9 protein-coding genes and 4 pseudogenes are annotated in these 12,298 nt (G+C 54.8%); 7 read left to right on the top strand and 6 right to left on the bottom strand.

Going from position 1 to position 12,298, the window contains the following annotated elements; genetic code table 11:
* Nucleotides 1-18 precede the first annotated feature (18 nt).
* Nucleotides 19-1,415, top strand: a pseudogene (locus tag H9L05_RS26700) (alkaline phosphatase family protein).
* Between the two features lie 36 nt (nucleotides 1,416-1,451).
* Here H9L05_RS26700 and H9L05_RS26695 read toward each other — a convergent pair.
* Entirely contained in the window at nucleotides 1,452-1,583 is a 132-nt protein-coding gene (locus H9L05_RS26695; RefSeq protein WP_394368482.1) for a hypothetical protein, read from the bottom strand.
* A gap of 2 nt (nucleotides 1,584-1,585) precedes the next feature.
* Nucleotides 1,586-1,789 (bottom strand): transmembrane 220 family protein, encoded by a 204-nt coding sequence (locus H9L05_RS26690; protein WP_394368481.1) that lies wholly within the window; start codon nucleotides 1,787-1,789, stop codon nucleotides 1,586-1,588.
* A 433-nt stretch (nucleotides 1,790-2,222) separates the two neighbouring features.
* Between H9L05_RS26690 and H9L05_RS03200 the strand changes: the two genes are divergently transcribed.
* Entirely contained in the window at nucleotides 2,223-4,355 is a 2,133-nt protein-coding gene (locus H9L05_RS03200) for an ATP-binding protein (protein ID WP_187733007.1), read from the top strand.
* Between the two features lie 46 nt (nucleotides 4,356-4,401).
* Here the strand turns inward: H9L05_RS03200 and H9L05_RS23015 are convergent, their stop codons facing one another.
* Both H9L05_RS23015 and H9L05_RS03195 read right to left on the bottom strand, forming a co-directional pair.
* Nucleotides 4,402-4,869: a hypothetical protein gene (locus H9L05_RS23015; RefSeq protein ID WP_223284700.1), complete on the bottom strand. Its 468-nt coding sequence runs from the start codon at nucleotides 4,867-4,869 to the stop codon at nucleotides 4,402-4,404.
* 25 nt (nucleotides 4,870-4,894) lie between these two features.
* Nucleotides 4,895-5,797: pseudogene (locus H9L05_RS03195) on the bottom strand (FAD-dependent oxidoreductase); the annotation flags it as partial.
* 221 nt (nucleotides 5,798-6,018) lie between these two features.
* On the opposite strand from H9L05_RS03195, the gene H9L05_RS03190 reads away from it, so the two are divergent.
* Nucleotides 6,019-6,696, top strand: a complete 678-nt coding sequence (locus H9L05_RS03190; protein WP_187733006.1) for a hypothetical protein — start codon at nucleotides 6,019-6,021, stop codon at nucleotides 6,694-6,696.
* Nucleotides 6,697-6,770: 74 nt separating this feature from the next.
* Here the strand turns inward: H9L05_RS03190 and sucD are convergent, their stop codons facing one another.
* Entirely contained in the window at nucleotides 6,771-7,664 is an 894-nt protein-coding gene (sucD, locus tag H9L05_RS03185) for a succinate--CoA ligase subunit alpha (RefSeq protein ID WP_187733005.1), read from the bottom strand.
* 302 nt (nucleotides 7,665-7,966) lie between these two features.
* Here sucD and H9L05_RS03180 point away from each other — a divergent pair.
* Nucleotides 7,967-8,941 (top strand): annotated as a pseudogene (locus H9L05_RS03180) (PLP-dependent cysteine synthase family protein); the annotation flags it as partial.
* 66 nt (nucleotides 8,942-9,007) lie between these two features.
* A complete protein-coding gene (locus H9L05_RS03175) occupies nucleotides 9,008-9,439 on the top strand; it encodes a response regulator (protein WP_187733003.1) in 432 nt (143 codons plus the stop codon).
* Nucleotides 9,440-9,658: 219 nt separating this feature from the next.
* On the opposite strand, the pseudogene ade reads toward H9L05_RS03175, so the two are convergent.
* A pseudogene (gene ade / locus H9L05_RS03170) lies at nucleotides 9,659-11,324 on the bottom strand (adenine deaminase).
* 96 nt (nucleotides 11,325-11,420) lie between these two features.
* Between ade and H9L05_RS03165 the strand changes: the two are divergent.
* Nucleotides 11,421-11,582: a hypothetical protein gene (locus tag H9L05_RS03165; RefSeq protein WP_187733002.1), complete on the top strand. Its 162-nt coding sequence runs from the start codon at nucleotides 11,421-11,423 to the stop codon at nucleotides 11,580-11,582.
* Nucleotides 11,583-11,593: 11 nt separating this feature from the next.
* Nucleotides 11,594-12,265 carry a hypothetical protein gene (locus H9L05_RS03160; protein WP_187733001.1) on the top strand — a complete coding sequence of 224 codons (672 nt, stop codon included), beginning with the start codon at nucleotides 11,594-11,596 and terminating at the stop codon, nucleotides 12,263-12,265.
* Nucleotides 12,266-12,298: the final 33 nt, after the last annotated feature.

The following is a 12,298-nucleotide window of genomic DNA, read 5'->3' as shown; positions in this document are numbered from 1 at the left end:
GGTAGCCTCCAAATTACCATGCGAAAAACAGTCGTAATTAATGTTGTCGGCCTTACTCCAGCTTCAATTGGTGAGAACACGCCTTTTCTGAAACAGTGGTCGGAGGGCGCTAAAATGGCGTCCGTAGGTCATGTGTGGCCGGCGGTAACCTGCTCGGTACAAGCAACCTACCTGACGGGTAAATGGCCCACGGAGCATGGCATTGTAGCCAACGGCTGGTATTTTCGGGATGAGTGTGAGCCGAAGCTTTGGCGGCAGTCGAATAAGCTGGTGGAAGCGCCGAAAATCTGGAAGGTTGCCAAAGCCATTGATCCCAGTTTTACCTGCGCTAATATCTGCTGGTGGTACGCCATGTACAGCACCGCCGATTACGCTGTAACTCCGCGTCCGCAATACTTGTCGGATGGGCGCAAGATGCCGGATTGCTATACTTTTCCGATGGAATTGCGGCCTCAACTGGAAGCCAGGCTGGGCACGTTTCCGCTGTTCGATTTTTGGGGCCCGCGCACGACAATAAAATCAAGCCGGTGGATTGCCGATGCCGCCATAGAAACGGATAAGCTGCACGATCCAACCCTGACGCTGGTGTATTTGCCCCACCTCGACTACAACACCCAGCGCTATGGCCCCATGACGCGCGCGTTGCGGCCGATCTGCGCGAAATAGACGGCGTTTGTCAGCACCTGGCTACATACTTTGAAAGCAAGGGCGCTCAGGTCATTTTCCTGTCGGAGTACGGTATTGCGACGGCCACGCGGCCTGTGCACTTAAATCGGGTGCTTCGGGAGAATGGGTATTTGTCTATTCGGGAGGAGCGGGGGCTGGAATTGCTGGATGCCGGCACCTGCCAGGCCTTTGCCCTGGCTGACCACCAGCTGGCCCACATTTACGTGAATGACCTGGCTAAGCTTACGGCTGTTCGGCAGTTGCTGGAAGCTGTGCCGGGCGTAGAGAAAGTGATTGGCCCGGAGGAAAAAGCAGCTTACCACTTAGACCATCCGCGAGCCGGCGAATTGATTGCCATTTCGGAGAAAGGCTCCTGGTTTACGTACTATTATTGGCTGGATGACGCCAAGGCGCCCGATTTTGCCCGCATCGTTGACATCCACCGTAAGCCCGGCTACGATCCGGTGGAGATGTTTACCAATCCAAACATCAAGTTCTTAGTGCCAAAAATTGGCCTGAAGCTGCTGCGCAAAAAGCTGGGCTTTCGCATGCTCATGGACGTCATTCCGCTGGATGCCGGCTTGGTAAAAGGCTCGCATGGGCGACCACCCGAAACACCCGCCGAAGGCCCGCTGCTCATGAGCCGAAATGCTCACCTGATTCCGACGGACAGCATAGAAGCCCCCGCTGTTTTCGACGTTATTCTCGCGCATTTGCAGAGCCAGAATAATGGAGCAGAAAGCAGCTAGGAGTTTCGGTGCAGGGAACAAAGCGGTGGCAGGTGCTTATGCCTCCTTCATCTTTACTTTGAACTGAGTCAGGTAAAGCCAATAAATAAGCAAGGACACAGCACAAATTAGTAAGCCGAGTGCTTCGCGCCCTTCCTCAATATTGATATCCTTCATGCCATTCTTCAGAGCTACGCCTTCCCAGTGGGCTGGCCACTGAAAAAAGCCCCCACAAAGAAGGCCGCGCTTCCAAGGATAAGAAGTAATGGAGATACTTTTCGGCGGTTAAAAATAATGGCTGATACAACCGCTGGAAAAAGGTAAATCGGGACCCAGATATATGGGTCAGGGTCATTGTATTGCACCACGGCAAACCCAATAAACAAGATTGTCATCACGCCAGAGAAGAGTCGCATCATCTTGATATAAGAGTAGGTTTTAACTCTGAGCTTTGCCGGTAAATACGGTTGCCTTTACTGGAGCTAGAAGGTAGCGGAATATTACACGCCTGCGCTTACCTTCTGTACTGATAAGATACTAAAGGCATCATTACTTGTTGATTTTATCAGCGCAAAAAGTCATTGCTTAGTGCTTTATAGTATCGGAGGTGGCGGCGTGCGTTTGGGGCTGAGCGTGCTCAGTTGCACTAAGCAGAACACTACAGGCCAGCCGCTACTCGACTGGGGGCTTTTTAGCAAAAAATAGTTTTCAGGGTGGAATCAGCAGCTACTTCTGTACTGTTGTGTCTTTATAAGTATTGGTACAATTCATATCTTGTAATGGATTGTGCCGGTACTGTAAGTATTGGCCCACGAAGCGCTGGCCTGTATGAAGAAGCTCCTGTTCATCTGCTGTCTGAGCGTACTTTCAGTAGGTATAGGTGCGCAGGATACGGCTACCCAGCAGCTGCAAGTGGCTGAGCGAAGCTATTTGCGTTCCGACACAATCTGGGTAAACCAACTTATAGCGTTCGGGGAGAAAGAAAAGACAACCGGCAAAGCCTTAGCGAGTTATCGGGAGGCGCTAGGGGTGGCGCGGAGGCTTTCGTATAAATCGGGGGTGGCGCGGGCGCTGCTGGGACTGGGGTATTACTATCGCTTCCGGGGCGATTACAAGGAGAGCCTAACCTATACGCGACAGGCTCAGCAGCTATTTCGACAACTCGACGACCGCCTTAACCAGATTTCGTGTCTGTATAACCTTGGCTTTGTGTACTATGGGCAGGGCGACTTTACCCAAGCTATGGTCCATAGCTTCAAAGGGCTGTACTTGGCTGAGACTATGCAAAACCAGAAATGGCTGACGCTGATGAACAGTCAGCTGGGACTTGCGAGTATGATTGTGGGCGAGTACGAGAGGTCAAAACAGTATTTAGACCGCGGTTTGAGGCTGGCTAACAAAGCAGGCGACAAGGAGGGCGCGGCATTTTGCCAGAATGGGCTGGGAAGGTTAGCTGGTGCCCAAGGCAAATGGTTGGAAGCGCTCCAGCATTTTGAGAAGCAAATGGCCCTGGCTCACGAAGCAGGCAATGAGCGGCTGGTTACGCTCGGGCAGTTGCGCAGCGCGGAAATGAACGAGCGCCTAGAGCGCTACGAGGAGACCTTCGCCGTGGGGCGGCTTGGGCTGCGTCGGCTGCAGCAGATGGAAGATGTGGGTAACATTCCGCTTATCGAAGTCATTTTTGCGCGAGCCTTCCTGCATACTGGGCGGCCTGATAGTGCAATGGTATATGGGCGAGCCAGCCTGCGAGCCAGCCAGCGTAGCGGCACCAAACAGGTAATACACGATGCTGCCGACGTGCTGGCCCAGTCCAGTGCCCAGCTAGGCCGCTTCGACGATGCCTACCGTTACCAGACGCTGTTTACGGCTTACAAGGATAGCCTTAGTACTCAGGATATTGTCCGGCGGACGGCCGCGCTGCAATACACCTACGAGCTGGACAAGAAACAGTCGCAGATACGGCTGCTGACTCGCAATGAGCAGCTGAATCAGCAGCAGAGCCAGCAGCAGAAGCTGCTGCTGGTTGGGGCGCTGGTGGCTTTGGCGGTAGTGGCCGGACTAAGTGTGCTGCTCTGGCACAACAATGAGGAAAAGCAGCGGGCCAATGCTCAGCTTCAACGCCAGCAGGAAGAACTGCAAGCGGCACAGGCTCAGCTGATTCAGCGGGAAAAGATGGCCTCGCTGGGCGAGTTCACGGCCGGCATTGCGCACGAGATTCAAAACCCGCTCAACTTCGTGACCAACTTCGCGGAGGTGTCGGCTGAGCTTGTCAGTGAACTTGGAAACGCCCAACAAAGCCCAAACCGCGATGCGGCACTGGAAGCAGATCTGCTGGCGTATTTAGCGCAAAACCTAAGCAAGATCCGGGAGCACGGAGGCCGCGCCGCGCGCATTGTGCAGGGCATGATGGAGCACGCCCGCCCCAGCACCGGAGAGCGTCAGCTGACGGACCTGAATGCCCTCTGCGACGAGAATCTGCGGCTTGCCTACCACGGGCAGCGAGCCAAAGACCCCAACTTTGAGGTGAAATTCACAACCAATTTCGATTCCGATCTGGGCTTGGTGCCGGTAGTGCCCCAGGAAATCGGGCGGGTGCTGCTGAATCTGTACACCAATGCCTTTTATGCCGTTAGCCAACAGGCTGCGCGGCATGAGAATGGCTATCAGCCACAGGTGCTGGTAACTACCCGCCGCCGCAATGGGCAGGTGAAGGTGCGGGTGCGCGACAATGGCGTTGGTATTCCGGAAGCTATTCAGGCGAAAATATTTCAGCCCTTCTTTACCACCAAGCCCGCGGGCGAAGGCACGGGTTTGGGCCTCTCCCTCAGCTACGACATTGTAACAAAGGGCCATGGCGGCACGCTTTCGGTGGAAAGCCAGGAAGGCAAATACACTGAGGTAATTGTGTCGTTGCCCGTGAGTAAAGTAGAGCAGGAACAAAAGTCTTACTCTTACTTCTGATCGGACTCAGCTTTTGCCTCCTGAGTAAAAGATAGGGCTGAGGCGTTTACTTTTTTGGCTTTCCCAGCTTCGCAAACACATTATTCAGGGCTTCGGCCCAAAGCGGGTGCGCAAATATCATCTGCAGAAGTACCTGATATTTGAGCTTGCCGGTCATGGCCAGTTGCAGCATCGTCATGATTTCGCCGCCTTCAGCGCACAGGATGGCGGCCCCAATTATCTGGTCTTTCGCATCGACCAAGACCTTGAAAAAGCCCCCCAGACGGCCCGTTTCGCGGGCCCGCCCAATGGTAGAAACCGGCATGACGGCCACGCGGTAGTCGATCTGCTGTGCCTGCGCCTGCTCCTCCGATAAGCCAATGCGGCCCAGCTGCGGATCGGTGAAGACGGTGTAGGGCAGGGGGCGCTGCTTGGCCGAGCGCGATTTGCCCCCAGCAGCGCATCGCGGACAATGCGGTAGTCGTCGTAGCTGAGATGGGTGAACTGGGGCCGCCGTGCACGTCGCCGAGGGCATACACGCCGCGCACGTTGGTTTGGAGGCGGCTGTTTACCTTGATGTAGCCTTTTTCATCAACCCGAACGCCAGCCGCGGCCAGGTTCAACTTATCCGAGTTGGGCGTGCGGCCGGTGGCAATGAGCAGGTGAGTGCCGCTCAAGCGTCGCTCGCCGCTGCGGGTGCGAGCCGTGACGGTGATTTGCCCCCCAGCGCCTTTAGTCGTGCGGTAAGCTTCAGCGCCGACCACAAACTCAACGCCTTCAGCCTCCAATAATTCCTGCAAGGCGGTGCATACGTCTTCGTCTTCGTGCTCCAGTATTTGATTGCCCGATTCAATAATAGTGACACGGCTGCCGAAGCGCCGGTACATCTGACCGAACTCCAACCCAATGTAGCCGCCGCCCAGAATTAGCAGATGCTCAGGCAATTCCGTCAGATCGAGCAGTTCGGTGGTGGTCAGAAAGCCAGTTTCAGCTAAGCCTTCTACCTCCGGAATGGCGGCGCGGGTGCCGGTATTGATAAAAATCAGTGGTGCGGTCAACTCCTTTTCGGGGCCGCTTTCCATGGCTACGCGCACGCTGTGCGGGCCCGTAAAAACTGCCCGACCCGCCAGCACCGTGATGCCGGGGCGCTCTTGGGTGAGGTTGCTGCGTACGCCTTCGCGCATGGCTCCAATCACCTCATTCTTGCGGACCACTACGGCGGCCATGTCTACGCGGGGCGCGTTGGCTTGTACGCCGAAGCCGGCGGCGGTGCGAACCTGGTGGGCGCGCTCAGCGGAGGCCAGCATGGTTTTGACCGGCGAGCAGCCGTAGTTGATGCACGAACCGCCCAGCAAATACTCCTCAATCAGCGCCACGCTTCGCCCGGCGTCGGCTAGCGCAGTAGCCAATGGATTGCCGGCCTGGCCGGAGCCAATTATCACAACATCATAGGAATCAGGCATAGAATACGGAAATCAGAGAGCGGGAAGACGAGTTATGCGCGGGGTAATGCTATTTTTGCCCCCAGAGCTATTCCTATACGGTTCAGCTTGGCAGCCGACTATTCCATAAACGGTTTGCTGGCTTGCATAACTTTAACAATAACTTCCGCCTTGTGGCTAACCGATTTCTGCGCCGCCTTGCCCTGCTTGCCGTTCTGCCTGGGCTAGGTGCATGTACCTCTTTGTACTTTCCTCCGCCGCCAAATGTGCCCCTGCTCACCCAGAAGGGCGAATTCAGCGGCGGTATTCATACTAATCTGGATAACAACCTCGCTTTGCAAGGGGCCTACGCCATCGGCGAGCACATCGGAGCCATCGGCACGTTCACGACGCTGAATACCGATAAAAAACGCAAAGCCGAGGAGCACCGATTCGCCGAAATAGGCGGCGGTTACTTCACCCGCCTCCCCGATAAGCGGGCGCTGGAGGTGTACGTGGGCCTCGGCGCCGGCTCCACCAAGCGCACCGATTTCAAAACCGAGAATGATGTTAAAACCGAGGAGCGCAAGGTAGAAGGCAAGCTAAATAAGTATTTCCTTCAAGTAAACTACAGCTCGAAAGAGAAGAAGTCATTTCACCTTTTCGGCAACGACTTTCCTGTTTCGTACGGCACAGCCTTGCGCCTGAGCTACTTAGAACTAAGCAACTTACGAGTCGATAATATAGCTGTCACGCCCGAGGACAACGTTTTTGTCGAGCCTATCACCTTCACCCGCGTGCAGTTGGCCGGCCCGGTGCAGCTTCAACTGATCAGCGGCGGCATGTTTGGCTTGCGTAGTCAGAAGTTTTTAAAGGCCTCTAACTCGGTGTTTAATTTTGGTGTAGTTGTAAATGTAGGCGGGCAAAGTGGAAAGAAGTAGGGAAACAGTCAACCATAAAAAAGCCCCCCAGAATCTTTCTGGGGGCTTTTTTATGGTTGATTTAGTCGAAGAAACTACGCGGTAACCTTTTCGCCTTGCAATACGCGCAGCATCGTGTCGCCAATCTCGGCGGGAGAGTCTACTACGTGGATGCCGCACTCGCGCATGATGGCCATTTTAGCCGCCGCCGTGTCATCGGCGCCGCCTACGATGGCACCTGCGTGGCCCATGCGACGGCCGGGAGGTGCAGTTTGGCCAGCAATAAAGCCTACAACGGGCTTCTTGTTGCCGGTTTCCCTGATCCAGCGGGCCGCTTCAGCTTCCATGCCGCCACCGATTTCACCAATCATCACGATGCCTTCGGTTTCGGGGTCGTTCATGAGCAGTTCAACGGCCTCTTTGGTAGTAGTGCCGATGATCGGGTCGCCGCCAATGCCGATAGCCGTGGTCTGGCCGAGGCCAGCTTTGGTGAGTTGGTCAACAGCCTCATACGTCAGTGTGCCCGACTTCGAAACGATACCGATTTTGCCTTTGGTGAAAATAAAGCCGGGCATGATGCCCACTTTGCACTCGCCGGCAGTCATTACGCCGGGACAGTTAGGTCCAATCATGCGCAGACCGTCGCGGCCTTTCAGGTATTCTTTTACCGCAATCATGTCCTTGGTCGGGATGCCTTCGGTGATGGTCACGATGACTTTGATGCCCGCGTCGGCGGCTTCCATAATAGCATCAGCGGCGAAAGCCGGGGGCACGAAAATAATGCTCGTGTCGGCGCCAGCCTGCTCTACGGCCTCGGCTACGGTGTTGAACACGGGACGGTCGAGGTGGGTGGTACCGCCTTTGCCGGGCGTTACGCCGCCAACCACGTTGGTGCCGTATTCAATCATCTGCTGAGCATGAAACGAGCCTTCGGAGCCCGTAAAGCCCTGCACAATCACTTTAGAATCCTTATTGACCAGAACGCTCATTAGGAGAAAGGTTAGGAGGAAAATGCGATATAGGGTGGTAATGGGGAATGACTTAGCAAGTCATCGGTGCGCAAAAGTAGGCTTTTTTGGGGGGGAGGCAAGCCGCGCGGCCGCTTCCCTTCCGGAAGGTAGCAGCTGAACGGATTACTTGTGAAACCCATATGCCTTATTAGGGCGCTTTACGGCTCTTTCTCTGTCAGGATTTGGGCTCGTCTATAGTCATGTGATGAACAGCAGCGCGGGGCTAAGAAGGTAAATTCGTACCTTTGCGGTCCACCCAACTACTCTGCGTACCCAACTGTATGTATCTGAATAACATAGTTGAAGCCATCGGCAACACTCCTCTGGTCAAACTCAATAAAGTAGCCGACGGCATCAAAGGCACGGTGCTGGCCAAGGTTGAATACTTTAACCCAGGCAACTCCGTGAAAGACCGCATGGCGGTGCGTATGGTAGAAGATGCCGAAAAAGCAGGTCTGCTCAAGCCCGGCGGCACCATCATCGAAGGTACTAGCGGCAACACCGGCATGGGCCTGGCTCTGGCTGCCATCAGCAAAGGCTACAAGTGCATCTTTGTAATGAGCGACAAGCAAAGCAAGGAAAAGCAGGATATTCTGCGCGCTGTGGGCGCAGAGGTGGTTATCTGCCCTGTGGATGTTGCTCCCGATGATCCGCGCTCTTACTACTCCGTGGCCCGTCGTCTGAACGCGGAGACGCCTAATTCCTTTTACCCAAATCAGTACGACAATCTTTCAAACACCGCTGCTCATTATGAGGGCACCGGCCCTGAGCTGTGGGCCCAAACGGATGGGAAGATTACCCACTTCGCTTGCGGTGTGGGCACCGGCGGCACCATCTGTGGTACGGCCAAGTACTTGAAAGAGCAAAACCCGAACCTCGTATCCATTGGCTTGGATACCTACGGCTCGGTGTTTAAGAAATATAAAGAGACGGGTATTTTCGATGAAAACGAGATTTATCCTTACAAAACAGAAGGCATAGGGGAGGACATTCTGCCCAAAAACGTCGACTTTGACCTGATCGACCTTTTCATTAAAGTAACCGACCAGGATGCGGCCGTAATGACGCGCCGCTTGGCCAAAGAAGAGGGCTTATTCGTGGGCTGGTCCTGCGGATCGGCCGTGTACGGCGCTTTGGAGTATGCTCGTGAGCATTTGCAGGAAGATGACACCATGGTAATTATCCTGCCCGACCACGGCACGCGTTACCTAGGAAAAATTTACAACGACGACTGGATGCGGGAGCAAGGATGGCTGTAAAGAAAAAATATCTTTATTGCCCGCTTCCGGTTTAATGTTCTCCTTATAGAAATACTAAGACTTATGACCGTGACTAAAAAGCTGCGCAATATCGTGCTGGTGGATGACAACGAGACCACCTGTTTTCTGAACAATCGCTTGCTCACCCGCCTCGATGTGGCCGATAACGTGCTGGTTTTCACCCGTGCTCAGCAGGCTTATGACTTCTTCTGGGGCGAAGGCCGCAATCTCGTTGACCCAGTGCCCAGCGAAACGCCAGCCTTGGTCTTTGTAGATCTGAAGATGCCGGGAATGGACGGTTTTGAGTTTTTGCAACGCTACAGCGCTCTGCCCGAGGAAGTAAAGGCCCACACGGTACTGGCGGTACTTACCACCTCCATGCACGCCGCCGACACCGCCCGCGTGGCGCAATACCCGGATGTGGAGTACCTGGCCAAGCCACTCACTGAGGAGAAGCTGAACAAGCTGATGAGTAAGCGCTTCGCTGAGGTGTAAGTCTTTAAGAATTGGCTTCTAATAAAAGGCCGTTGCATGAAAGTGCAGCGGCCTTTTTTGTAGTTAATGATATAATATCGCCTGTCATGCAGAGCATTCTGCGCATGAAGCAGCGACGAAGCATCTCGCATGCTGAGGTCTGATTACTAATCCCGCTAAACACGCAAGATGCTTCGCTCCGCTCTGCATGACGGTCGATTAGAGTAGAGCACCAGATTGTTACACCACCGCTTCCACGAACCGGAACGCTTCGCCATCGAACAGGCCTTTGTCGCTGAGTTTTAGGCTGGGAATAACCAGCAGCGCCATGAATGACAATGTCATAAACGGGGCGGCCAAGGGCGAGCCTAGCTCTTTAGCCAGCGCATCTACGGCGGCGTAAGCTTCGGCCACGCGGTAGCCATCTTGATCAGACATTAGGCCGGCCACGGGCAAAGGGAGTAATACCTCTTCAGATTTGCCCCCACGGCCGCCAGGCCACCTTTCGCCTCGATAACCAGGTTTACGGCGCGGGCAATGCTCTCATCATCAGTGCCAACGGCGGTAATGTTGTGCGAATCGTGGCCGACGCTGGAAGCTAAGGCGCCGCGCTTCAGACCAAAGCCGGTAATGAAGGCAACTGCCGGTGGCGCTGCTTCATACCGGTTTACCACCGTGAGCTTGAGTATGTCGCGCGCTACGTCAGATACGACGAGGCCATTTTCAACGCTGGCGGGCAGGTTGTGGCGGGCAGTAATGAGTTGGCCGTCGAAGCATTCGATTACGCGAATCTCGGTTGACTGTGTCTGGGGGGCTTTTTGCGGAGCGGATAGTTGAAAATCTGTGGATGTAAATGGCTGGGCGTGAAAGTTATTGACCACCGATACCGGCGCGGCGGGAATAAGCGTTTGGCCATTTTCGGCTACCAATTTGCCCCCCACGTAGGTTTGGCGCACCCGGAAATCAGCCAGGTCGTCGACCACGATAAAGTCGGCGGGGTCGCCTTCGCGCAGCAAGCCTACGGGTAAGTTGTAGTGCAGCACGGGGTTCAAACAAGCCACGCGCAGCACTTTCAGCACATCCTGGCCACGCGCTACGGCCCGCTGAACCAGCTGGTTGATGTGACCCAGCACCAGCGTATCGGGGTGTTTGTCGTCGGAGCAGAACATCATGTTCTCGTAGTGCTCGGGCAGCAAATCAATCAACGCCTCAAAATTGCGGGCCGCTGAGCCTTCCCGAATCAGGATTTTCATGCCTATGGCCAGCTTGTCGCGGGCCTCGTCGGCGGTGAAGCACTCGTGGTCGGTGCTGATGCCAGCGGCGGCGTAGCGCTGGGCATCTTGGCCGCGCAGGCCGGGCGCGTGGCCATCCACGGGGCGCCCGTAGCGCTGGGCCAACCCAATTTTAGCCGCTACATCAGGGTCGTTGTGCAGCACGCCGGGCCAGTTCATCATCTCCGCCAGGTAGCCGATTTCGGGGTTCTGAAACAGCTGCTCAATATCCTGCACCGAGATAACCGCCCCAGCCGTTTCGAAAGACGTGGCCGGCACGCAGGAAGGAGCACCAAAGCAGAACTTGAACGGCACCGTGCGCCCGCTGGCCAGCATATATTCCACGCCCGCCGTGCCCAGCACATTCCCAATCTCGTGGGGGTCGGAGACGGTGGCTACCGTGCCATGCACCACGGCCAGCCGGGCAAACTCGGCGGGCACGAGCAGGGAGCTTTCCACGTGCACATGGGCATCTACAAACCCAGGCAGCGCATAGGGCAGCGTGGCATCGGGTGTGGGGGAGGAGAGGGGCTCTATGCGCTGAATTTGCCCCCAGCCACATATATAGTAGCCGGAGCTATGGTGTTGGCAAACAGATCAATAACGTTGGCGCGCAGGCTAAATTCGGCGGGCATAAGGCAGGAAAGTAGAGGGTTCAGAATTTGCCCCCCAGGCCGGCGGACGGGTAAAGAACCTTATATTTGGTTAATTATCCCTGCCAAATTCGTCTCGTGAGAAAGATATTGACCTTGCTGCTGGCCGCAGTACTGACCGGTTCTGCCGTGGCTCCCATGGCCGGTTGCGCTCAGCGCACAGCCCAGCAAAAGAAAACCAAAGCCTTCAAGCGCCAAAGCAAAGGCGGCCGCATGCCCTGCCCCACGCACGACTGCTAATGCTGATACAAATGAGCCATTTGCGCATCGCCGGCAAATTAATGCTGGTTGTTGTGCTACTTCTAGCAAGTACTGTTGCTCACAGCCAGGGGAGGCATGCCAAGTTTATGCAAGTAACGAGCATAGGTAAGTTCAAGCCTGGGTTCTACACGCTGCTAGACGGGTCTCGACACGGCGGTAAATTACGTGTATGGCAGGATTTGGAACGTAACGTTGTTCAGGTTGAGCAAGGAAAAGCCGATCCAATAAACTTGCAAACAGCTGACTTGCAAGGATTCACCATTGGAACTGATAGCTTCGCTGTGGTGCGACAGGTAGCAATGGTAGGCGCGCCAAATGAAAAACCATTCGGCGAAGCAGAATTCTTTCGAGTGATGCTTACTGGAAGAATTCAAGTCTTGCAGCATGATCAATTGATGCGGAGCCACAATACTGTTGGGCACTTGAACATCTGGCTGCTACGGATGTCACCTGAGTTGGCTATTGTAGGATTACCCTATGAACAAAGCGCCTTTGCACAACATGCATCGACGCTTTTTGTCGATAATCCCTTGCTATGCCAACGTATTCGAGCCGGATTGGTCGGACCGGATGATTTCAAGCGAATCATCTATGCGTACCTCTTTAAAAGGGAAATTGAGCAGGTCAGCTACGAGGAAGCCGCTAATATTTTCCGTCAATAGCCTTTGAGCAACAGTGTCGTACTAACTAGCAAC

Origin of the sequence: Hymenobacter qilianensis, from assembly GCF_014489555.1 — a bacterium.
Classification (GTDB): domain Bacteria; phylum Bacteroidota; class Bacteroidia; order Cytophagales; family Hymenobacteraceae; genus Hymenobacter; species Hymenobacter qilianensis.
This window is presented reverse-complemented; position numbering and strand designations above follow the sequence as displayed.

Bases quoted from the DNA above. Each gene is read 5' to 3' on its own strand.
- H9L05_RS26690 (WP_394368481.1), bottom strand. From the start codon at position 1,789: ATGACAATCTTGTTTATTGGGTTTGCCGTGGTGCAATACAATGACCCT.
- H9L05_RS03200 (WP_187733007.1), top strand. From the start codon at position 2,223: ATGAAGAAGCTCCTGTTCATCTGCTGTCTGAGCGTACTTTCAGTAGGT.
- H9L05_RS23015 (WP_223284700.1), bottom strand. From the start codon at position 4,869: ATGCCCTCGGCGACGTGCACGGCGGCCCCAGTTCACCCATCTCAGCTA.
- sucD (WP_187733005.1), bottom strand. From the start codon at position 7,664: ATGAGCGTTCTGGTCAATAAGGATTCTAAAGTGATTGTGCAGGGCTTT.
- H9L05_RS03175 (WP_187733003.1), top strand. From the start codon at position 9,008: ATGACCGTGACTAAAAAGCTGCGCAATATCGTGCTGGTGGATGACAAC.
- H9L05_RS03160 (WP_187733001.1), top strand. From the start codon at position 11,594: ATGAGCCATTTGCGCATCGCCGGCAAATTAATGCTGGTTGTTGTGCTA.